This is a genomic window from Cupriavidus sp. MEYA8, assembly GCF_059278825.1.
In genome coordinates this window covers 509,841-531,789 of sequence record NZ_CM181222.1, presented here as the reverse complement: position 1 = coordinate 531,789, position 21,949 = coordinate 509,841, and the positions used below count along the sequence as shown (strand labels likewise).

20 protein-coding genes are annotated in these 21,949 nt (G+C 68.2%); 7 read left to right on the top strand and 13 right to left on the bottom strand.

From position 1 onward, the window contains the following. Positions 1–38 precede the first annotated feature (38 nt). The 4 genes from AC5WJ1_RS19555 to AC5WJ1_RS19540 are packed head-to-tail and all read right to left on the bottom strand — an operon-like array spanning position 39 to position 3,866. Positions 39–1,382 carry an amidase gene (locus AC5WJ1_RS19555; protein ID WP_135703668.1) on the bottom strand — a complete coding sequence of 448 codons (1,344 nt, stop codon included), beginning with the start codon at positions 1,380–1,382 and terminating at the stop codon, positions 39–41. 2 nt (positions 1,383–1,384) lie between these two features. Beyond that, the gene (locus AC5WJ1_RS19550) at positions 1,385–1,765 is read right to left on the bottom strand and encodes a cupin domain-containing protein (RefSeq protein ID WP_135703669.1); all 381 of its coding nucleotides are present in this window, start codon (positions 1,763–1,765) and stop codon (positions 1,385–1,387) included. 48 nt (positions 1,766–1,813) lie between these two features. Then, positions 1,814–3,298, bottom strand: coding sequence for a 4-hydroxyphenylacetate 3-hydroxylase family protein (locus tag AC5WJ1_RS19545; RefSeq protein ID WP_133098406.1), 1,485 nt, complete (start codon positions 3,296–3,298; stop codon positions 1,814–1,816). Between the two features lie 37 nt (positions 3,299–3,335). Further along, complete coding sequence (locus tag AC5WJ1_RS19540; protein ID WP_133098407.1) at positions 3,336–3,866, bottom strand: flavin reductase family protein; 531 nt, start codon at positions 3,864–3,866, stop codon at positions 3,336–3,338. 399 nt (positions 3,867–4,265) lie between these two features. Here AC5WJ1_RS19540 and AC5WJ1_RS19535 point away from each other — a divergent pair, with 399 nt between their 5' ends. Then, a complete protein-coding gene (locus AC5WJ1_RS19535; RefSeq protein WP_135703671.1) occupies positions 4,266–5,489 on the top strand; it encodes an IscS subfamily cysteine desulfurase in 1,224 nt (407 codons plus the stop codon). Between the two features lie 13 nt (positions 5,490–5,502). On the opposite strand, the gene AC5WJ1_RS19530 is transcribed toward AC5WJ1_RS19535, so the two are convergent. Then, positions 5,503–6,045, bottom strand: a complete 543-nt coding sequence (locus tag AC5WJ1_RS19530; RefSeq protein ID WP_133098409.1) for a MarR family winged helix-turn-helix transcriptional regulator — start codon at positions 6,043–6,045, stop codon at positions 5,503–5,505. Between the two features lie 113 nt (positions 6,046–6,158). On the opposite strand from AC5WJ1_RS19530, the gene AC5WJ1_RS19525 reads away from it, so the two are divergent. Then, the gene (locus AC5WJ1_RS19525; protein WP_135703672.1) at positions 6,159–6,722 is read left to right on the top strand and encodes a nuclear transport factor 2 family protein; all 564 of its coding nucleotides are present in this window, start codon (positions 6,159–6,161) and stop codon (positions 6,720–6,722) included. Between the two features lie 37 nt (positions 6,723–6,759). On the opposite strand, the gene AC5WJ1_RS19520 is transcribed toward AC5WJ1_RS19525, so the two are convergent. Further along, on the bottom strand, positions 6,760–7,995 hold the full coding sequence (locus AC5WJ1_RS19520) for an acyl-CoA dehydrogenase family protein (protein WP_135703673.1): 1,236 nt from the start codon (positions 7,993–7,995) through the stop codon (positions 6,760–6,762). 39 nt (positions 7,996–8,034) lie between these two features. After that, complete coding sequence (locus tag AC5WJ1_RS19515) at positions 8,035–9,180, bottom strand: acyl-CoA dehydrogenase family protein (protein ID WP_135704014.1); 1,146 nt, start codon at positions 9,178–9,180, stop codon at positions 8,035–8,037. Between the two features lie 267 nt (positions 9,181–9,447). Between AC5WJ1_RS19515 and AC5WJ1_RS19510 the strand changes: the two genes are divergently transcribed. Together AC5WJ1_RS19510 and AC5WJ1_RS19505 are read left to right on the top strand one after the other, a co-directional pair. Further along, positions 9,448–10,995: an AMP-binding protein gene (locus AC5WJ1_RS19510; protein ID WP_135703674.1), complete on the top strand. Its 1,548-nt coding sequence runs from the start codon at positions 9,448–9,450 to the stop codon at positions 10,993–10,995. Between the two features lie 254 nt (positions 10,996–11,249). After that, on the top strand, positions 11,250–14,024 hold the full coding sequence (locus tag AC5WJ1_RS19505) for a winged helix-turn-helix domain-containing protein (RefSeq protein ID WP_135703675.1): 2,775 nt from the start codon (positions 11,250–11,252) through the stop codon (positions 14,022–14,024). Between the two features lie 39 nt (positions 14,025–14,063). Here the strand turns inward: AC5WJ1_RS19505 and AC5WJ1_RS19500 are convergent, their stop codons facing one another. After that, complete coding sequence (locus AC5WJ1_RS19500) at positions 14,064–14,735, bottom strand: nitroreductase (RefSeq protein WP_133098414.1); 672 nt, start codon at positions 14,733–14,735, stop codon at positions 14,064–14,066. 42 nt (positions 14,736–14,777) lie between these two features. Continuing rightward, a complete protein-coding gene (locus AC5WJ1_RS19495) occupies positions 14,778–15,653 on the bottom strand; it encodes a crotonase/enoyl-CoA hydratase family protein (RefSeq protein WP_133098415.1) in 876 nt (291 codons plus the stop codon). A 196-nt stretch (positions 15,654–15,849) separates the two neighbouring features. Between AC5WJ1_RS19495 and AC5WJ1_RS19490 the strand changes: the two genes are divergently transcribed. The 3 genes from AC5WJ1_RS19490 (at position 15,850) to AC5WJ1_RS19480 (ending at position 18,654) form a co-directional block, all read left to right on the top strand. Further along, positions 15,850–16,824, top strand: a complete 975-nt coding sequence (locus AC5WJ1_RS19490; protein WP_494476967.1) for an NAD(P)H-dependent flavin oxidoreductase — start codon at positions 15,850–15,852, stop codon at positions 16,822–16,824. Positions 16,825–16,828: 4 nt separating this feature from the next. After that, positions 16,829–17,290: a PaaI family thioesterase gene (locus AC5WJ1_RS19485; RefSeq protein WP_133098417.1), complete on the top strand. Its 462-nt coding sequence runs from the start codon at positions 16,829–16,831 to the stop codon at positions 17,288–17,290. A gap of 188 nt (positions 17,291–17,478) precedes the next feature. Beyond that, a complete protein-coding gene (locus AC5WJ1_RS19480; protein WP_135703677.1) occupies positions 17,479–18,654 on the top strand; it encodes an acetyl-CoA C-acetyltransferase in 1,176 nt (391 codons plus the stop codon). A 190-nt stretch (positions 18,655–18,844) separates the two neighbouring features. Here AC5WJ1_RS19480 and AC5WJ1_RS19475 read toward each other — a convergent pair whose 3' ends face one another. The 4 genes from AC5WJ1_RS19475 to AC5WJ1_RS19460 form a co-directional block, all read right to left on the bottom strand. Continuing rightward, positions 18,845–19,519, bottom strand: coding sequence for a histidine phosphatase family protein (locus AC5WJ1_RS19475; protein ID WP_135703678.1), 675 nt, complete (start codon positions 19,517–19,519; stop codon positions 18,845–18,847). Between the two features lie 136 nt (positions 19,520–19,655). Further along, the gene (locus AC5WJ1_RS19470; RefSeq protein ID WP_494476914.1) at positions 19,656–20,342 is read right to left on the bottom strand and encodes a TetR/AcrR family transcriptional regulator; all 687 of its coding nucleotides are present in this window, start codon (positions 20,340–20,342) and stop codon (positions 19,656–19,658) included. A 172-nt stretch (positions 20,343–20,514) separates the two neighbouring features. Next, a complete protein-coding gene (locus AC5WJ1_RS19465; protein ID WP_255519971.1) occupies positions 20,515–20,904 on the bottom strand; it encodes a VIT1/CCC1 transporter family protein in 390 nt (129 codons plus the stop codon). Between the two features lie 100 nt (positions 20,905–21,004). Then, positions 21,005–21,907 carry a LysR family transcriptional regulator gene (locus AC5WJ1_RS19460; RefSeq protein WP_084402443.1) on the bottom strand — a complete coding sequence of 301 codons (903 nt, stop codon included), beginning with the start codon at positions 21,905–21,907 and terminating at the stop codon, positions 21,005–21,007. Positions 21,908–21,949 lie beyond the last annotated feature (42 nt).

Below are 21,949 nucleotides of genomic sequence, written 5' to 3'. Positions count from 1 at the left end.
GGGTTTTGTAGGAATAGTGAGTACTGCTCAGGCTGCGGCTACCTGTGGCACTGCCGCAGCGCCGCTTCCACGGCCATGCCGATCGCCAGCAGCCTGCGGTCGGCGCCGTGCCGGCCGAACAGCATCAGGCCCACCGGCGCTTCGCCAGGGCGATGGCAAGGGACCGACAGCGCGCAAAGGTCGAGCATGTTGGCGATGGCGGGGTTGCGCAGCAGCAGGCGGTTGGTGGCGAAAAAGGCGTTGTCGTCATCGAGGTCGGCGATGCGCGGCGCCAGGATCGGCACGGTTGGCAGCACCACGGCATCGAAGCCCGCCAGTTCGGCATCCGCCTGCCGGCACAGCGCGGTGCGGCGGTCGCGCATGCGCAGGTAGTCGGCGGCGAGCTGCCCGTCGGCCAGCCGGATGCGCGACAGCACGCGCGGGTCGTAGCGGTCGGCGTGCGCCGCCATCAGCTTGCCGTGCCAGGCGCTGGCCTCGGCGGCCACCAGCCCGCCGCCGTGGCCGAGGTCGCCGAGCTGGCCCCAGGTGTCGAAGTCCACGTCGTGCAGTAGCGCGCCGGCGGCGGAAAGCCGGCGCAGGGCGTCGCTGAACGCCTGCGCTACCGCATAGTCGATGGCATCCAGCACCATCCCGCCGGGCACGGCCAGGCGCAGTCCGGCCAGGCTGGCCGGCGCCGCGGGCGGCGCTGCGCCGGCCATTACCGCGTCGACGGCGGCGCAGCACGCCACGGTATTGGCCAGGCAGCCGACCGAGTCGTAGCTGGGCGACAGCGGCACCGCGCCTTGCAGCGGCACCCGGCTCGCGCTGGGCTTGAATCCGACGATCCCGCACAGCGCTGCCGGGATGCGGCACGAGCCGCCAGTGTCCGACCCAATCGCGGCCAGCGCCATGCCGTCGGTTACCGAGACCGCAGCGCCGGACGACGAGCCGCCCGGAATGCGCCCGGCTTGCCGGTCGAACGGGTTGCGCGGCGTACCGTAGTGCGGGTTGATGCCGACGCCGGAATAGGCGAACTCGGTCATGTTGGTCCGGCCGACGAAGACCGCGCCCGCGGCGCGCAGCCGCGCAATGGCCGGGGCATCGGCGCTGGCGGCGCGTTCCGGCAGTACCTTCGCGCCGGCGCGGGTCACATCGCCCTGCACGTCGAACAGGTCCTTCACCGACACCGGCACCCCCGCAAGGGCACCGGCCACGCCCTGTTCGCGCAGCATGTCGCTGGCCTGCGCCTGCTTGCGGGCGGCCATGCTGACGCCGTGCGGGAAGACGCGCGCGCCTTCGCCGCCCGGATTGCAGATGCGTTCGACACAGGAGGCCAGCAGGGACAGCGCATTGGCGCTGCCGTCGGCAAGCTGGCGCCTGGCGGTGGCTACGGTCGCTTCCATGATCAGGCCGGGTCGTAGTAGTGGATTTCCAGCAGCATGCAGCCGCCGTTGGACCGGAACGGGCCGTGGAACGCGCCGGGAGGGCGGCAGGCGTAGGTATTGGGCGCGAAGGCTTCGCCGCCGTCGCCGTTGGCATCGTTGCCGACGGTCAGGTCGCCGCTGAGCAGGTACACCTCCTCCCAGTAGTCGTGGACGAACGGCGCCCTGGTGAAGATGCCCGCGTCGAAGCGCAGCAGGCGGGTACGGCTGCCGCGGCGGCCGCTTTCGTCCAGCGCGCCGGACAGGATCTTCTGCTGGATGCCGGCGGGGTAGCCTTCGGGCACTTCCCAGCCGGAGGCCAGGTCCAGGGTATGGAACTCGTCGTGAAGTTTGTTGATCGCCATGCTGATCTCCGTTATCGAGGCAAGGGTGGGGAACGGGAGGGGAGCGGGTCAGGCGGCCTGCGGCAGCCGGGCCAGTTCGTCCTGCAGGGAATAGCTGCCGAGCATGCTGTCGACCAGGCCCGACGCGCGCTTCCAGTCGTAGGTGCGGTAGGCATGGCCCTTGGTGACGAAGGTGGCGCCGGCGTAGAACATCTCGTACTGGTTGTGGCGCGAGGCAAACTCGGAGCCGACCGCGTCCCAGGCGAGCTTGAAGAACTTGACGCGCTCCTCCGGGCTGCACACCGGCGATTTCTGCGTCTTGGCGATGATGTCGGCCAGCGTGGGATTGGCGAAATCCTCGATGCTGGAGGGCAGCATGATCATGCCGCCGCCGGCCAGCTCGCGCAGCGTGTTCAGCACCTTGGCGTAGAGCTGTTGCGTCACCACCTGCGAGCCGTACAGCATGCCGCGGTCGGGAATGAAGTAGCCGTTCTGGTTGACCTGGCCCTTCGCTTCCATTCCATAGACCCAGGCCTCGACCATGCCTGCCTCGGCGGCGAGCTGGCCCAGAAGCTCCTTGACCTGCGGGAAGCCGGCAGTGCCGTTGATCTCGGTGATGCGGTGCGCCAGGCCGACCAGGAAGCGCAGCTTGACCATCAGCCGCACCTGGCACTGGTAGTTCTGGTAGACGTGCGCCGGCGTGGCATGGAACTGCTTCGCGCACATAGCGACGTCGCCCGCGACGAAGATCCGTTCCCAGGGCACCTTGACGTCGTCGAAGTAGAGCACCGCATCGTTCTCGTCGAAGCGGCTCGCCAGCGGGTTGTCGAAGACCGAGGTGGCGCTGGCCTCGTACGACTTGCGCGACATCACCTTCAGGCCCTTGCTGTTCATCGGCACCGCGAAGGACAGCGCATACATCTCGTCGCCCTCGCGCAGCGGCTGGATGCAGCTGCAGAACACTTCGTTGGCCATGATGCCGCTGGTGGCGAGCATCTTGGCGCCGCGCACGGTAATGCCTTCCGCGTCCTGGTCGACGATGCCCACCGCCAGGTACTTGTCTTCCTGCTCGTGCGCCGCCTTGGCCTGGTTGGCCTGCGGGTTGACGATCACATAGGTGAGGAACAGGTCGTTGTCGCGGGCGTAGCGGTAGTAGTCGCGCAAGGCGCCGGCGCGCGCCGGATCGGCCTGCTCGAGCACGTCGATGCCCATGTACATGCCGGAGATGCACGACGCGACATGATCGGGCGAGCGGCCCATGAAGCCGTAGTGCAGCGCGGTCCAGGCTTCCAGCATCTCGCGGCGCTCGACCAGTTCGTTGTAGCTGGTGGGCAGCTCCCAGATGCGGCTGACGCGCCGGTCGCTGCCTTCGGGCCGGAAAGTCATCTTGTCGGCATTCTCTGGACGCGCCTGGAAGTCGTAGAGATTGGCATAGCTGCGGATCGAGTTGCGGAAGGCGGGGTGCGCCGTGACGTCGGTGACGCGCTTGCCATCGAGGTACACTTCGCGCCCATCGCGCAGCATGGCGATGTGCTGGGTGCCGGTCTTGATCATGTCGTTCTCCTGTAGCTGACTGCTTGTGTTGTTGGGTTCAGGCCGCGGTGGGGCTGTATTCCAGCGCCCGGTACTTGCCGCCAAAGAAGATCAGCGGCCGGCCGTCATGCCGGGCCTGATGGCGGACCACCCGACCGATAAAGATCACGTGGTCGCCGCCGTCATGCATCGCATAGGGCTCGCACTCGAACGTCGCCAGCGTGTCTGGCAAGAGCACATGGCTGTCGCTGACGTTGCCGAAGTCGATGCCATCCCACTTGCCCGAGCTGGCGCGGGCAAAGCGGTTCGAGAGATCCTGCTGCGCCTCGGCCAGCACGTTGACCGCGTAGCGCGGCGCGCTGCGCAGGTCAGCCAGGCTCAGGCAGCGGCGATCGACCGAGAACAGCACCAGCGGCGGATCCAGCGATACCGAGTTGAACGACGCCACCGTGATGCCGACCGGGACCTCGCCGGCGCGCGGCGCGGTGATCACGGCGACGCCGGTGGCGAACATGGCCAGCGCGTTGCGAAAGCGGCGCTGCGCATCGGCGTCCGTTACGACGCCCTGATCGACAGATGACTCAGCCATCACGACTCCTACGCATGTTTGGGCAACCGCTGTGGCTGCCGCGGTTTGTTTTCTTAATTAGCTTTGTAACTTAGGTTTCATTGAATGCTAACAAACTGCGGTATTCAAGTTGGTGGAAACCCTAGGCGAGGAGCCTGGCGCGCACGCTGCGCCGCCGCGTGAATGCCGGAAAGCCTTGTGGCACAAAGGTTTTCGGGAAGTGGAATTGGGGGTTGGGGCGTTGCGGATGGCGCGTGCGACAGCACGGAGCAACCCTATCGGCAGCATGGCGGCCCGCCCCCGGCCGCGCGGCCCGGTGCTAGACTCGGCCGCACTTTCCCTGACCAGCGGGTTCGCGCGGTTCGCGCGGTTTCACTTTCTCCCCCGGTCGTACTCCCTCCGCAGCCAGGAATGCGCCCCATGCAAAACCAGCAAGACAACCTTCCCATCTACATGGACTACAGCGCGACGACGCCGGTGGACCTCCGCGTCGTCGACAAGATGGTGCCGTTCCTTCACCAGCAGTTCGGCAACCCGGCATCGCGCAGCCACAGCTATGGCTGGCAGTCGGAAGCGGCGGTGGAAACCGCGCGCGCGCACGTCGCGGCGCTGCTCAATGCCGACCCGCGCGAGATCGTCTGGACCTCCGGCGCCACCGAAGGCAACAACCTCGCGATCAAGGGCGCGGCGCATTTCTACCGCGGCAAGGGCAATCACATCGTCACGGTCAAGACCGAACACAAGGCCGTGCTCGATACCTGCCGCGAACTGGAGCGGCAAGGCTTCGAGGTGACGTATCTCGATGTGGGAACGGACGGCCTGGTCGATCTCGATGTCCTGCGCGCGGCGCTGCGGCCGGACACCATCCTGGTGTCGGTGATGATGGTCAACAACGAGATCGGCGTGATCCAGCCGGTCGCGCGGATCGGCGAGATCTGCCGCGCTGCTGGCATCGTGTTCCACTGCGACGCGGTGCAGGCCGCCGGCAAGATCCCCATCGACCTGGCGGCGCTGAAGATCGACCTGCTGACCGTGACCGCGCACAAGGTCTACGGGCCCAAGGGCATCGGCGCGCTGTACGTGCGCCGCAAGCCGCGCATCCGGCTGGAGGCGCAGATCCACGGCGGCGGCCATGAGCGCGGCATGCGTTCCGGTACCTTGCCGACGCACCAGATCGTGGGCATGGGCGAGGCGTTCCGGCTGGCGCGGCTGGAACTGGAAGAGGAAGGACGCCGTGTCGGTGCGCTGCGCGACCGGCTGCTGGCGGGCCTGTCGCGGCTGGACGAGGTCTACGTCAACGGCAGCCTGGAACACCGCATCCCGCACAACCTGAATATCAGCTTCAACTACGTCGAAGGCGAGTCGCTGATCATGGGCATCAAGGACGTGGCGGTGTCTTCGGGATCGGCCTGTACCTCGGCCTCGCTGGAACCGTCGTTCGTGCTGCGTGCGCTGGGCCGCAGCGACGAGCTGGCGCACAGCTCGATCCGCTTCACGCTGGGCCGCTACACCACCGGGGCCGAAGTCGACGAAGTCATCCGCCAGGTCAGCGCCACGGTGTCGAAGCTGCGCGAGCTCAGCCCGCTATGGGAGATGCATCAGGAGGGCATCGATGTCGGCACGGTGCAATGGGCCGCGCATTGACAGGGGCATGTCCCTAGCCTTTCAGGCGGCGCGCCTGCAGGTGCTCAAGGTCGAGCGCGGCACGGTCGCCGTTGGCGACAAGGCGATCGACCACCGAGCACAGCACCTTGAATTCGGTGCGCGTGACGCCGTCGAACAGCACGTCATTGATCTGCTGCTGCACCGGCAGCAGTTCATTGAGCAGCTTGTTGCCCGCCGTGGTGATGGTCAGGCGCATCTTGCGCTTGTCGTCGGGGTGCGCCTTCTTGTCGATCAGGCCGAGCTTCTTCAGCTTGCCGGTCTCGATGGTGATGAACGGCCCGCTCAGGTGCAGGTGGTCGGCCAGCTGGTTCACCGTCACCTCGCCCTGCTGCGACAGGTGGGCGATCGAGCGGATCAGCGAATATTGCACGCCGGTCAGCCCGACCAGGTTGCCAAAGCCGTCCCGCACCGACAGCAGCCGCGCGGCAAACGGCAGCAGGCCATTGACGAGGTGCCGGAACTCGCGGTCCGAGCCATCGATCAGGCAAGCCGGATGCGTGATTGTCAGGGTCTTGTTTGCAGGAGTCGTAGCCATCGGCGGATTGTTCAATTAGCTTGTAATGCAAGCTTTGTGCCAAATTCTACCAAACTCGCCGCGCGGCCTGCCGTGCTGCCCGGCCTCACTTTTTACGCCAACGCGTTGCCTGTATGAACCCGATCTCCCTACCCGAAGCGCAAGCGCTGCTGGCCAGCTATGTCGAGGCCAAGGACAACAACCGTCCCGCGCTGATCCACGAGGCGTTCGCGCAAGATGCGACGCTGACCTTCTCGATCGACACCGACACCATCAGCTTCCCGGCAAAGACCGAAGGCGCCGCGGCGATCGCGGCGACGCTGGTGACTGACTTCGCGCAGACCTTCGACCGCTGCCGGACCTACTACGTCGGCGACCTGTCGCTGGCGGAGGCGGGAGCCACGCTGACGGTGCCGTGGCTGGTGCTGATGCGCGAGAAGGCGGCGCATACCTTGCGCGCGGGGAAGGGCGTCTACCGCTGGGGCTTTGCGCGGCAGCAAGATGGGACGTACCGCATCGGCAGCCTGCACATCCATATCGCGCGGATGGACGTGGTGCCGGATGCCGGCGCGGCCATGCTGGCGGCCTTGCAGGCTGCCTTGCCGTATCCCTGGCTGCCGTCGCAGACGCTGCAGGCGGCAGTTCACGCCCAGGTATCGGCTGACGCCAGGCTGGCGTTCCTGAAGGAATTTGTCTGAGGCCCAGCCGGCAGGACCAACCTGCCGGCACGCCACGTCAAAGCCCCAGCACTAGCTTGGCGATGATATTGCGCTGGATCTCGTTTGATCCGCCGTAGATCGACGCCTTGCGGTAGTTGAAGTAGCGCGGCGCCAGCACGGCCGCATAGTCCGGCCCCACGCGCAGCGCGGCCTCGCGGCCCTGGATTCCGGCCCAGGTGTCCTGCACGAACGGCAATGCCGCGGGACCGGCGGCCTCGACCGCCAGCTCGCTGACGGCCTGCAACGTCTCCGTGCCGGTGAGCTTCAGCATGCTCGACGCGGCCCCGATCGACGTGCCCGATTCCACGCCCGAAAACACGCGCAGTTCGACCGCCTCCAGCGCGGCGGTGCGCACGTGCAGCGTGGCCAGCTTGCGCCGGAAGGAGGGGTCGTCGAGCAGCCGCCCGCCATCGTCGGCGGTCTGCTCGGCGGCGATCTGCGCCACCTTGGCCAGTTGCTTGCGCAGCATCGGGCTGTAGGTGCCGCCGCGTTCGAACTCCAGCAGGTACTTGGCATAGGTCCAGCCCTTGCCTTCGTCGCCGATGCGATTCTCCGCCGGTACGCGCACGTTCTCGAAGAAGACCTGGTTCACTTCCTGTTGCCCGGCCACCGGGCCGTCCAGCGTCGGCAGAGGTGACACCGTGATGCCGGGGGTATGCATGTCGAGCAGCAGGAACGAGATCCCTTCCTGCCGCTTCGACTCGCGGCTGGTGCGGACCAGGCAGAACATCCAGTCGGCCCACTGCGCATGCGTCGTCCAGATCTTGGAGCCGTTGAGGATGTAGTGCTCGCCGTCGCTGTCGGTGCCGGGATCGGCGCGCAGCTGCAAGGACGCGAGGTCAGAGCCGGAATTGGGCTCTGAATAACCCTGGCACCACCACACGTCCGATGCCAGGATCGGCGGCAGGAAGCGCGCCTTTTGCGCCGGCGTGCCGTATTTCATGAGCACCGGCGCCACCATCTTCAGCCCCATCGGCGATACCGGCGGGCAGCCGGCCGTGGCCAGCTCGGACTGGAAGATAAAGCGCTGCGTCGGCGTCCAGCCCGGGCCGCCGTATTCCTGCGGCCAGTTGGGCGCGGCCCAGCCGCGCGCATGCAGTGCCTTTTGCCAGCGCACCTGGCCGGCTTTGTCGAGATAGCCGTTCTTGGACTGCGCCATCATCGCGCGCAGTTCGTCGTCATACGCCTCGGTGATCCAGGCGCGCACGTCTTCACGGAATTGCTGGTCTTGCGGGGAAAAATCGAGATGCATCGACGGGCCTCGCTGGGGTAGTCGTCAGGGGTTGGCGGTTCAGGCCGCGACGGGATAGAGCAGGTCGGCGTAGCGGCGCAGGTGGTGCTCGGCCGAGCCGAACTGCAGGTCGATCGCCGTGACGCGCTTGAAATAGTGGCCCACCGCCAGCTCCTCCGTGACCCCCATGCCGCCGTGGATCTGCACGGCGCCCTGGCCGACGAAGGCCCCGGCCTGGCCGGCCTGGACCTTGGCCGCGCACGCCGCCTGCGCAAAGTCCGCCTGCGCGCCGTCGGCCTGCATCGCCGCGACCTGCGTCAGTGCCACGGATTGCTCCAGCTGCATATACATGTCGGCCATGCGGTGCTGCAGCACCTGGAACGTGCCGATCGGCACGCCGAACTGCTTGCGCTGGCGTGCGTAGTCGATGGTGTCGGCCAGCATGCGCGCCATCGCGCCGTTGGCTTCCGCGGCCAGCGCGACCAGGGCGTGGTCGCACAGCCGCTCGATCAGCGCTAAGGCCTCGCCTTCTGCGCCGATGCGCTGGCTGGCCGGCACCTGTACGTTATCGAGCAGCACCTCGGCCGCGCGCATGCCGTCGAAGGTGGGATATTCGCGCAGGGTCACGCCGGGCGTGTCGCGTGCGATCCAGAACAGGCTGATGCCCTCGCGGTCGCGGCGCGCCCCAGCGGTGCGGGCGCTGACCACCAGGTGCGACGCGGAAGGCGCGCCCACCACGGCGTGCTTGTGTCCGCTCAGCTTGTAGCCGTCGCCAGCGCGCGTGGCGCTGGCTTGCACGTCATGCCGGCAATAGCGGCTGGCGGGCTCGGCATGCGCCCAGGCCGCGGTGACCTCGCCACCGATGATGGCGGGCAGCCACTGCGCCGCCAGTTCCGGGCTGCCTTGCGCCAGCGCGCCGCCAGCCAGCACCACGGTGCCGAGATAAGGTTCGAGCACCAGGTGGCGGCCGAACTGTTCCATCACGATCATGTGCTCGGCAGCGCCGCCGCCCAGCCCGCCGACCGACTCGGCAAAGCCCGCGCCCAGGATGCCGAGGTCGCGCGCGAACGCACGCCAGCAATCGGGCCGCCAGCCCGTTGCGGACTGGACCGCGGCGCGGCGCGCTTCAAAAGCGTAGTGGTCGGCCAGGTAACGCGCGAGCGTGTCGCGCAGCATCGATTGTTCTTCGCTGAACTTGAAATCCACCTCGGCTCCTTCGGGAATGGGGGATGGCGTGGCTGCGATAGTTTGCGTCAGCATGATCCGGGCACGCCGACGGGCGGCGCATCGTCGCATCGGACGAAGGTGCGCAGGCGCCGCTCAACGCCCGCACTTGCTCGTTTCATGCGGCGCCGCATCAAAATGCCGGCGCCACGCTTCGTCGCTTCCGACGATGGTTGAACCGGCGGGTCGTTCACAGAATGCGGGATCACCATCCCAATCCAGCGAACCCCTGTCGAGGAGCCCAACGCCATGCATCCGTCCATCCACGCGCAGCGCACGCCGGAGAAGCCGGCCGTCATCATGGGCAGCAGCGGCGCAGTCGTCACGTACCGCGAGCTGGACGAGCGCTCGAACCAGGTGGCGCACCTGTTCCGCACGCTGGGCCTGCGCCCTGGCGACCGTGTGGCGTTCATGCTGGAGAACCATCCGCGCATGTTCGAGCTATGCTGGGGCGCGCAACGCAGCGGCATCGTCTATATCTGCCTGAGCACCAAGCTGAACGCGGCCGATGCCGCCTACATCGTCAACGACAGCGCCGCGCAGGTGCTGGTGACCACGCACGCCCAGGCGGAGATCGCGGCCGCGCTGGTGGCGCAGACGCCGGCGCTGAAGCGCCGGCTGATGCTGGACGGCACGGTGCCCGGCTACGACGCCTATGAACCGGCCCTGGCAAGCTGCCCGACGACGCGCGTCGCGGACGAGGTGACTGGCGGCGACATGCTCTATTCGTCGGGCACCACGGGCCGGCCCAAAGGCGTATTCGCGCCGCCGGGCAGCCCGCGCATCGAGGATGCCACCACGTTGACCAGCCTGTGCCAGCGGCTCTATGGCTTCGATGCCGAGACCCGTTACCTGTCGCCGGCGCCGCTATACCATGCCGCGCCGCTGCGCTACAACATGTCGGTGCAAGCGCTGGGGGGCACCGCGGTGGTGATGGAGCATTTCGACGCGGAGAAATACCTGCAACTGGTGCAGCAGCACCGCATCACGCATACGCAGCTGGTGCCGACGATGTTCTCGCGGATGCTCAAACTGCCCGAGGCACAGCGCCGGGCCTATGACGTGTCGTCGCTGCGCGTGGCGATCCATGCCGCGGCGCCATGCCCGGTGCAGGTCAAGGAGGCGATGATCGCGTGGTGGGGGCCGGTGATCTGGGAGTATTACGCCGGCACCGAAGGCAACGGCGTGACCGTGGTCAGCACCCAGGAATGGCTGCAGCGCAAGGGCACCGTCGGCCGGGCCATGGTCGGCAAGCTGCGCATCTGCGGCCCCGACGGCGAACTGCAACCGCCCGGCGAGCCCGGCACCATCTATTTTGCCGAAGGCCGCGCCTTCGAATACCACAACGACCCGGCCAAGACGGCCGAATCGCGCCATCCCCGGCATCCGGACTGGAGCACCATCGGCGATGTCGGCTATGCCGATGCCGACGGCTACCTGTTCCTGACCGACCGCAAGGCCAATATGATCATCTCCGGCGGTGTCAACATCTACCCGCAGGAAGCCGAGAACCTGCTGATGACGCACCCCAAGGTGCTTGACGTGGCGGTGATCGGGGTACCTAACGAGGATTTTGGCGAAGAGGTCAAGGCTGTGGTGCAGCCGGCCGACATGGCGCAGGCCGGGCCGGAACTGGCAGCCGAGCTGATCGCGTTCTGCCGCGCCAACCTGTCCACCATCAAATGCCCGCGCTCGGTCGATTTCGAGTCCGAGCTGCCGCGCCTGCCGACCGGCAAGCTGCTCAAGCGGCTGCTGCGCGACCGCTACTGGACCGGCCACGGCAACAAGCTGGTGTGAAGGCGGCGCCGGCATCCGGCTTGTGCCCGGCGAGCGCAGCGGCGCTGCGGTCCGGGAGCCCCTTAATCCAGCCGGAAGGCCGCCTGAAGAGACCCCGAACCCTCGGCGGCGCGCGGCCGCGCGCGTTTACGCCATAATTCCGTGTTCCATCACAGTCACGCCCGCCCGCGCTGCTGCGCGGGCGGGCGCATCGCTTCGCATTGCCCTTCGCATTGCCGCAAGGGCGCTGCGGCGCGGAAGACGACAAATCGCCAATGGCAAGTATCGAGGAGACCGGGCGGCGCATGCCGTCCGCCACCGGCGCCGCTGCGCTGGCCGCCAAGCTGCGTCCACCGCTGCTGACGCCGTTCCAGGTCGAGCGCGCGTCGATCTGCGACGCCGTGTGCGCCGCGGACTTCGTCAAGCTCGTGCTGGTGCGCGCGCCCGCAGGCTTTGGCAAGACCACCGCCATGCTCCAGTGCCGTGCGCGCCTGGAAGCCGCGGGCGGGCGCACCGCCTGGCTCACCCTTGACCGCTCCGACAACGATGCCACCCGCTTCCTGGGCTCGGTCGAGGCCGCCATCGCGCAGGCGCTCGGCGCAGCGGCCCAGCCGCCCCGCTCCGGGCTGATGCAGGATCCCGGCGAGCAGGCGCTCGCGCTGATCGACCGGCTGGGCAGCCACAGCGGCGCCTTCACGCTGTTCCTCGACGACTTCGAATCGATCCAGAACGCCGCCGTCAGCGGCCTGGTGTGGCAGATGGTCGAAAGCCTGCCGCCGGGCTGCCGTGTCGTAATCGGTACGCGCTGGGTGCCGGAGAGCGGCCTGGGCCGGCTGCGCGCGCGCGGCGAGCTGCTCGAGATCGAGCCCGCGCAACTGCGCTTCAGCGCCAGCGAGACCGAATCCTTCCTGCGCGAGGCCCGTGGGCTCAAATTGCAGCCAGCCGCGATCAGCGCGCTGCACCGGCGCACCGAAGGCTGGGCCACGGCATTGTGGCTGGCTTCGGTGGCGATGGAGCGGCGCAGCCAGCCCGAGGGGTTCATTGCCGGCTTTTCCGGCTCCAACGCGGCAATTGCCGACTATCTGGTCGAAGACGTCTTCCTGCACCTGCCCGATGCGGTGCGGGACTTCCTGTTGCGGACCTCGATCCTCGACCAGCTCTGCGGCCCGCTGTGCGACGCGGTCTGCCAGGCCGCTCCGCCATCCGGGGGCGGCGCCGGCAGCAGCGACGAAATCCTGGCCTGGCTGGAGCGCGCCAACCTGTTCCTGCTGCCGCTGGAGAGCGAGCGCTACGGCGAGCGCGGCACCGGCGCGGCAGCGGAGCAGTGGTACCGCTATCACAGCCTGTTTTCCGGCTTCCTGCGCGGCCAGCTGGCGCAGTCGATGCCCGACGCCGTGCCGCCACTGCACCTGGCTGCCTCGCGCTGGTACGAATCTCAGGGCCGCCCGGTGCCCGCCATCGAGCACGCACTCGCGGCCGGCGCGCTGGGCCATGCGCTGGAATTGCTGGACAGCGCCGTCGATGACCTGCTGGGGCAGGGCCGCATGCGGCTGCTGACGCGCTGGCTGGAGGCGGTACCGGCCGAACAGCTGGCCCGCTGGCCCAAGCTGCAGATCGCGCATGCGTGGGCGGTGTCATTCACGCGCGGCCCGGCCGACGCGATCGCGCTGCTGCAGGCGATCCCGACCGAAGGCGCGGCCGGCGACCTGCTCGCGCATATCCGCGCGCTGCGCCACGTGCTGCTCAACATGATGGACCGCTTCGACGACGCGCGTGCCTTCGCCCGCAACGAGGTGCCGCCGCTGCCGATGGGCTACGCCTTCCCGGATGCGATCCTGGGTACGTCGATGGCGCGGCTGGCCGCGGTCATCGGCGACTATCCCGAGGCGCGCCGGCTGCTCCAGATCGCGCGCCAGGCCGTGCGCGGCTCGGACAGCAACTTCAACAAGATCTTCTCCGAATCGGTCGAAGGCCTGATCGACCTGCGCCAGGGACGGCTGCAGCAGGCGCTCGGGCGCTTCCGCATCGCCGCGCGCACGATGCTGCCGAACCGCTTCGGCCCGACCAACGGCAACGCCATGGCCGGCATTTTGTTGGCCGAAGGGCTGTACGAGAGCGGCGATACCGACCGCGCCAGCCGGCTGCTTACCGTGTATCTGCCGCTGTCGCGCGACCTCGGCCTGCCGGACCAGATCATCACCGGCCATACCGTGCTGGCCCGCATCGCCTTCGAGCGTGGCGAGACCGACCAGGCCCATGAATGGCTGGCGCAGCTGGAGGCGCTCGGCCACCACCGCGGCCTGACCCGGCTGGTGATGGCGGCGATGCTGGAGCGCGCGCGGCTGGCGCTGCGCCAGGGCAACGTGCACGCCGCGCAGGAGGCGATCGAGCGCGCCGCCGACCCGGCGCTGTGGCGCACGCGTCCGGGCGTCAGCTCGTTTGCCAGCGACGTCGAGGACATTTTTGTCGGCAGGCTGCGGCTGGACGTGCATGCCCGCCCGGGGGCGCAGGTACGCGACGCGATCGAGCGCGAACTGGCGGCCGCCACCAGCAACCAGCTGATGCGCCGCGCGCTCAAGCTGCGCATCCTGCTGGCACAGGCGTGCCAGCGCAGCGGCGACGGCACGCATGCGCTGGTGGTGATGGGCGAGGCGTTGCGCTTCGGGGCAGCCGAGGGCTTCGTGCGGATTTTCGCCGACGAAGGTGACGACGTGCGCCGGCTGGTGGCCGACGCCTGCGCCCGCCAGGGCGCCAGCCTGCCATCCGCCTACGTGGAAAAACTGCTGCATGCATGCGGCCAGCAAGCCGGCGAAGCGCCTGGCGGGGCGGCCGGCCGCCCCGCACCGCCGGCGCTGGTGGAGCCGCTGACGCCCAAGGAGCAGAAGGTGCTGCAGTTGCTGGCGGAAGGCTTTTCCAATGTCGCCATGGCCGAGCGCCTGTTCGTGTCCGAGACCACGGTGCGCACGCACCTGCGCAATATCAGCGCCAAGCTGCACGCCAGCAACCGCACCCAGGCGGTGGCGATCGCGCGGCAGCTGGGGCTGCTCTGATCCTGGCGCCGCGTGCGTAACTGCGCGCGGTGCCAGTTCTCAGATGCCGATGAACTCGGCGAACTCCGCCAGCGGTGCGCGCGCCGCGCGCAACTGGTTGGCCGGCGCCTCGGGATCCTCGAAGCCGATCGCCATGCCGGTGAACAGCATGCGCTCGGCCGGCAGCTGCAGGAAGCTGCCGATGGTCTCCGGATACATCGCCCAGCATTCCTGCGCGCAGCTGTCGAGCCCTTCCTCGCGCAGCAGCAGCATCACGGTCTGCAGGTACATGCCCAGGTCCGACCACTGCGGCGGACCCATGCGCCGGTCCACGGTGCAGAACAGCGCCAGCGGCGCGCCGAAGAACGTGAAGTTGCTGGCGAACTGGGCGAGGCGCCGCGCCTTGTCTTCACGCGGGATGCCAAGGTAGTGGTAGAGCGCCTCGCCCACCTCGAAGCGCCGGTCGCGATAAGGCGCAACCAGTTCGGGCGGATAGACGTTGTATTCGCGGTCTTCACCCTTGGGCGTGTGCGCGATGCGCTCGCGCATGATGCCGCGCAAGCGCTCCAGCGCCTCGCCGCCGATCACGTGGATATGCCACGGCTGCAGGTTGCCGCCCGACGGCGCGCGCGCCGCGGCGTCGAGCACGCGGCGGATGGTGTCGGCTGGCACGGGCTTGTCCAGGAAGCCGCGAACGGACTTGCGGCTGGCGACGGCTTGACTGACTTTCATGCTGACTCCGGTGGGTACGTGGTGGCGCCGGCTTCAGGCGCTTCAGGCGAACGGCGGCTCGCCGCGCCAGTCGAAGAAGTCCGGCAGGTCGTGCGAGACGGTGTCGGGGAACGCGGCCAGGCGCTTTTCCAGGAATGCGCTGACGCCTTCCTTGACGTCGGCGGAGCGCCCGCGCGACTGGATCGCCCGGCTGTCGAGCTTGTGCGCCTCCATGGGGTGGCTGGCCCCGGCCATGCGCCAGATCAGCTGGCGGGAGATCGCGACCGAGACCGGCGCGGCGTTGTCCGCAATCTCCCGCGCGATCGCCCGCGCTGCCGGCAGCAGGTCTTCGGGCGCGTGCAGCGAGCGCACCAGCCCGCGCTCATGCGCCTCCTGCGCCGAGAACACCCGCCCCGTATAGCACCATTCCAGCGCCGTCGAAACGCCGACCACGCGCGACAGGAACCACGATGATGCGGCCTCGGGCGTGATGCCGCGGCGCGCGAACACGAAGCCGAACTTGGCGTCGGTCGAGGCCAGCCGGATGTCCATCGGCAGCTGCATGGTCACGCCCACGCCGACCGCGGCGCCGTTGACCGCGGCAATCACCGGCTTGAGGCTGCGGAAGATGCGCAGCGACACGCGGCCGCCGCCGTCGCGGTGCGCGGTGTCGGGGCTGGCGCCATAGCGCTTCTCGAAATCGAAGGTCGAGCTGCCGCCGGACAGGTCGGCACCGGCGCAGAAGGCGCGGCCCGAGCCGGTGACGATCACCGCGCGGACGTTGTCGTCGGCATCGGTGGCGTCGAAGGCGGCGATCAGGTCCTGCATCATCTGCGCGGTGAAGGCGTTGAGCTGGTCCGGGCGATGCAGCGTGATGGTGGCGACACCGTCTTCGACGGCGTAGCGCAGGGTTTCGAACGAAGGCGTGGCTTGCGTCATGGCGACTCCTGCTGAGGGAAGGGGGCGGGTGCCGCGGGCCGGAGGGCGGCAAGGGCCCGGAACGGCGCGGGGGCAGCCAACACTAGTGCAGAATGCGCCGCCCGCAATCGTCGCTTCCGACGAAGCATCGCGCACGCGCGCGCCGTAGACTGGCCCGAACGCCGGCAAGGCCCGCTAGCTGACAGCAAAAAGGACAATCATGAAGACTCGAATCACCGAACTGCTTGGCATCCGCTACCCGATCATCCAGGGCGGCATGCAATGGGTCGGCTATGCGGAGATGGCCGCTGCCGTCTCCAACGCCGGCGGGCTGGGCATCCTCACCGCGCTGACGCAGCCGACCCCCGAGGCGCTGGGCGAGGAAATCCGCCGCTGCCGCGATATGACCGACAAGCCATTCGGCGTGAACCTGACGCTGCTGCCTTCGATCAACCCGCCGCCATACGCGCGCTACCTCGACGTCATCATCGAAAACGGCGTCAAGGTGCTGGAGACCGCCGGCAACAACCCCAGGGAACACATCGCGCGCGCCAAGGCCGCAGGCATGAAGGTGATCCACAAGTGCGTGGCGATCCGCCATGCCCAGTCGGCCGAGCGCCTGGGCGTCGACGCGGTGTCGATCGACGGCTTCGAGTGCGCCGGCCACCCGGGCGAGGACGATGTCCCCGGCATGGTGCTGATCCCGCTGGCGGCACGCAAGCTGTCGGTGCCGGTGATCGCCTCGGGCGGCATCGCCGACGGCCGCGGCATGGCCGCCGCGCTGGTGCTCGGCGCCGAGGGCGTGAACATGGGTACGCGCTTCTGCGCCACCCAGGAAGCGCCGATCCACGACAACGTCAAGCGGGCGCTGGTGCAGGCCAGCGAGCGCGACACCAACCTGATCTTCCGCACGCTGCACAACACCGCACGGGTGCTGAAGAACGCCGTGTCGGATGAGGTCGTGAGCATCGAGCGCCGCCCCGGCGGTGCGCAGTTCGAAGACGTCAAGCACCTGGTTGCCGGTGTGCGCGGCAAGGCAGCGCTGAAAGCGGGCGAGACCGACGGCGGCATCATCAGCGCCGGCCAGTGCGTGGGCCTGATCGACGACGTGCCGAGCTGCGAGGAGTTGCTCGCACGCATGGTCCGCGAATGCCGCGAGCAACTTGGCTCGGCCTCGCGCTACTTCGCCTGACGCCATGGCTGAAGCCGGAATCGAGGCGGCGATGCCGCAGGCGGCCGAAAGCTCCAGTGGCTCTGCCGTGCCCGAGGGCTTCGTGCCGCTGCGGCAGCCGGGAGGCTACATGGCCAACTTCGGCCAGCTTTACCTGAACCGCGAACGCCGCACGCTGGCGGTGCGCATCGACGAGAGCCATCTCAACAACCTCGGCATCCCGCACGGCGGCATGCTGGCGACGCTGGCCGATACCGCCATCGGCATGATGATGTCGCTGGAGACCGGCCGCGAGAAGAGCGCGGTCACCGCCAACCTGAGCCTGGACTTCCTGGACTCGGCGCGCCTGGGCGACTGGGTCGAGGCGCGCGTGGAGTTCGACAAGCTCGGCTCGCGGCTGCGCTACGGCAGCTGCCGGCTGGTCAGCGGCGAGCGCTGCCTGCTGCGCGCCACCGCGATCTTCGCGGTGCTCGGCCCGCGCAGCTGACACCGCGCTGACTTGGCCCTGACATCGCCCTGACATCGCCCTGAGGCGGCCGGCCAACTTCGTCGCTTCCGACGACGCTGGCCGGCCGGCCCGGGACAACAATAGGGTCCAACCTGCCGGCAGCCGCCGGCACCCCGCATCAAGCACCGGCCGGCCGCGGGGCGGCTGGCACCGAACAAGGAGATCAAATGGCAGAGGCATATATCGTCGCCGCGGCACGGACCGCCGGCGGGCGCAAGGGCGGCAAGCTGTCGGGCTGGCATCCGGCCGACCTCGCCGCGCAGGTGCTCGATGCGCTGGTCGAGCGCACCGGCGCCGATCCCGCGCTGGTCGAAGACGTCATCATGGGCTGCGTCAGCCAGGTCGGCGAGCAGGCTGGCAACGTGGCGCGCAACGCCATCCTCGCGTCGCGGCTGCCTGAAAGCGTGCCGGGCACGTCGGTCGACCGCCAGTGCGGGTCGTCGCAGCAGGCGCTGCACTTTGCCGCACAGGCGGTGATGTCGGGCGCGATGGACATCGTGATCGCGGCCGGCGTGGAAAGCATGACACGCGTGCCGATGGGCCTGTCGTCGCAGTTGCCGGCCAAGAACGGCTTCGGCGTGCCCAAGAGCCCGGGCGTCGAGGCGCGCTACCCCGGCGTGCAGTTCAGCCAGTTCACCGGCGCCGAGATGATTGCGCGCAAGTACAACCTGTCGCGCGAGCAGCTCGATGCCTACGCGCTGCTCAGCCACCAGCGCGCCGCGGCAGCGACCAGGGCGGGCCGCTTCAACGCCGAGATCGTGCCGGTCGAAGTGCGCACCGCCGAGGGCGCCAACGGCGAAATGCATACCGCGGACGAAGGCATCCGCTATGACGCCACGATGGACAGCATCGGCGCGGTCAAGCTGATCGCCGAAGGCGGGCGCGTGACCGCTGCCTCGTCGAGCCAGATCTGCGACGGCGCCGCCGGCCTGCTGGTGGTCAACGAGGCTGGCCTGAAGAAGCTCGGCGTCAAGCCGCTGGCGCGCGTGCACCATATGACCGTAATCGGCCACGACCCGGTGGTGATGCTCGAAGCGCCGCTGCCGGCGACCATGCACGCGCTGAAGAAGGCCGGCCTGAGCATCAACGACATCGACCTGTTCGAAGTCAACGAAGCTTTCGCACCGGTGCCGCTGGCCTGGCTGCAGGCAACGGGCGCCGATCCGGAGCGCCTCAACGTGCATGGCGGCGCGATTGCGCTGGGCCATCCGCTGGGCGGCTCGGGCGCCAAGCTGATGACGACGCTGGTGCATGCGCTGCATACGCACGGCAAGCGCTACGGCCTGCAGACCATGTGCGAAGGCGGCGGGCTGGCCAACGTGACCATCGTCGAACGCCTGTAAGGCACTGGCGTCCGTGTCGGGCGCCCGAGCAGGAATGCAGCAGAAAAGGTAGTAAAGGGAGAAGGACCGGCGGCGCGGGCATGTCAAAGTGCCCGCGCCAGTTGCCGGAGCGATTGCCGCCGCATTCCACGCCAAACAGAAACCTGCCGTCAGGCGGGTTTGTCATTGTTGCGCGTGGTGCCTGTGGCCTTCAGGCGAAGGTCAGCGCGCTGCGGCGTTCCGGCCGGTCCAGGTGCGGGATATTGTTGAAGCTCAGCAAGCGCTGCACGCCGCGGCCGACGATGATTTCGCAGAACGCGGTATTGCGGAACTGCAGGTTCATTTCGATGGCAGTGGCCGCGGGGGCGCCGAGCAGGTCGGCCGTGGCGCGGCCGATGGCGCCGCCGGAGCTGACCACGAGGATGGCGTCTTCGCGCGTGGTGCCTTCGCAGGCTTGCGTCAGCGCGCCGGCAATGCGCGCGCCGAAATCGGCCCAGCTTTCCGTCATGTCGGTCAGCCCATCCTGGGTCCAGGCATGGTAGGCGGCGCGGAAAGTGCGCCAGTAGTCGTTGTAATCGCCGTTCTGGTGGGCGCGATGGTCGGCGCCGCCGGTGTGGCAGCGGTACAGCGCCTCGCCGTCATATTCGTTCAGGCCGGTATGCGTGGCAATTTCCGCTTGCGGCTGGCCCATCGCGGCCAGGATCTCGCGCGCGGTGTCCTGCTGCCGCACGAGGTTGCCCGCGGCCACGCGTGCGAAGCGCAAGCCGCGCTCGCTGAAATACTCGCCCAGCCAGCGCGCCTGCTGGCGGCCTGTCTCCGACAGGCAATCGTAGTTGGCGGCGCCAAACGAGGCTTGTCCGTGGCGGACGAGGAAAAGCGTGGCCATGTGCGGTATCAGTGGGCGTGGATGCAGTCAGCGTGGACGCATTCTAGAGAGGACGTGCGCCGCCGCCAAGCAAGCACCACCGAATTCATAGCGGCCATGGGCGCGCTGCATTACCAGACTGCACTACGGCGCGAATTCAGGCCTGGGCGTTGCCTGTGACGCCGAGGTACCCCGCCATCATGCGGCTCAGTTCGGGGATCATTCGCTCATCGTCGAGATGCAGCGGCCCCGAATCGTTCAGCACCGCATTGACCAGCACGCTAAAGACCGCCTGCATGGCAAAGCGCACACGCAGATCGGCGATATCCGCGGGCAGCGACAGCCGTGGCACCAGCAACTGCACCATCCGCTCGACGATCGCTTCGCCATTCTGGCGGTGCGGCTGCCACTCTTCCGGCTTCGTCGAGGCATGCCGCAGCGAAGCGCGCATCACGCCGCGATTGGCCAGCGTGCCCAGCACCATGAAGCGCGCGGCCTTGTCTAGCAGTATGGCGGTCGGCACGTCTTCCCAGCGCTCCTGCGCGAGGTAACGGTCGATCGATGCCGAGGTTTCCTCCATCACCAGCGCGCGCAATGCCTCGAAATAAGCCATCTTGTCGCGGAAGCGGCCATAGAAAGCGCCCACCGACACCTGGCACGCAGCGGCGATCTGGGCCACCGAAACCGCGGCGAAATCGCGCTTCGCCAGCAGTTCACGGCCCGCGCCGAGCAGCGCCTGCTCGGTCTCGCGCGCGCGCCGCTGCCGCGGCGGCTGCAGGATCGAGGGCGTATCGATACGGGGGAAGGAAGAGGTGGCCGGAAGGCCGGACGACGTCGCTGGCATAGGGATTTTCCGTATTCGAATGCAGATTCGCTTTTGAAAAATACCGGTGCGCGCCGCGCGGCGTCAAGGCTTTTGTCGGGTGGCCGGTCGCTGCGAACGGGTGGGTCGCCACTCGTGCGCGCAAGGTACGCATGCCTGTTGCTCCGCGTCGTGGATACCCTGGCGGGCAGCATCAGAGCGAGCCGAATACCATATCGAGCGTGGCGCGCGGATCGCGCATGATCTCGTCGGCGGCACGTTCCGCATCCGCCGGAGGCATGCCTTTGCCAGACAGCACCGCCACCAGCCGCTGCCGCGCGCGGGCGGTATCGTGCGCGATCTGTTGCGCCATGTCGCGCAGCCGCTTGTTGTTCATCTCGCGGCTGTTGGTGACCGACAGCCATTCGCCCAGTGCCATCGAGCAGGCACCCGCGGTCAGGCCGGCGAGCCCTGCCAGGATCACGGCTTCACGCGTGGCGGCCGCGCCCTCCAGCCCCATCACCAGGCAGACGAGGCCGTCGTTGACGCCAAGCACCGCCGCGCGCAGCGCATTGCCGCTGGGTCGGCGGATGAGGTGGCGCAAGCGGGCGCCGAAGCCCGTCGGAGTTGGAGCGCTGGCCAGGGGCATGGAATCGGCATCTCTGCGTCTTGGTCTTGCTCTCGCGCACCGCGGGAACGCTGTCTCAGCGAAAGCGCGGACCGAGGTCGTCGCGCATCCAGTCGATAAAGGCGCGCGTGCGCGCCGGCAGCAAGCGCGCATGCGGATAGATCAGCGACAACGGCCAGGCGGGCTGCTCGAACGTCTCCAGCACAATGCGCAGCTTGCGCGCCTGCACCAGTTGCGCCACCTGGTACGACAGGAAATTGCCGAAGCCGGCGCCTTCCGCGCAAGCGGCCACGGCCGGCGCGGTCTGGTTGAATTCGAGGTTGCCCGTCACCTGCACCTGGAACGGCTTGCCGTTTTCCTGGAACGTCCACCAGTGCGCGGCATTGCCGGTGAAGCGCACGCAATTGGCGCGCGCGAGGTCGTCGGGATGGCGCGGCGTGCCATGCTTGCGCAGGTAGGCGGGGGTGGCCACCACCACGCGCCGGATATGGCCGACCGGCTGCGCCACCAGGGTCGAATCCGCCAGCGGGCCGATGCGTACGCCGACGTCGAGTTCTTCTTCCAGCAGGTTCACCACGCGGTCGGTGAATTCCATGCGGCAGCGCACGCGCGGATAGCGCTGCACGAAGCGCGTGACTGCCGGCGCGATATACATCTGCCCGAACAGCACCGGCGCGGTCAGCGTGAGCTGGCCGCTGGGCTCGACATGGCTGGCGGTCAGGCCGGCCTCGACTTCATCGATGGTGGCCAGGATGCGCCGGCAGCTGTCCAGGTAGCTGCGCCCCTCGCCGGTCAGGGACAGCCGCCGCGTGGTGCGGTTGAGCAGCCGCACCTGCAGCTCGGACTCGAGCGCGGCCAGTGTGCGCACCACCGCGGGCAGGGAAGTGTGCAGAGTCGCCGCGGCGGCAGTCAGGCTGCCCGCGTCGACGATGCGCACGAAGGTCTGCATGGCTCGAAGCTTGTCCATGGCGCCACACATTACTCCGATTTTTGGAGTAGTCAAATATCAGGCGCCCCATTT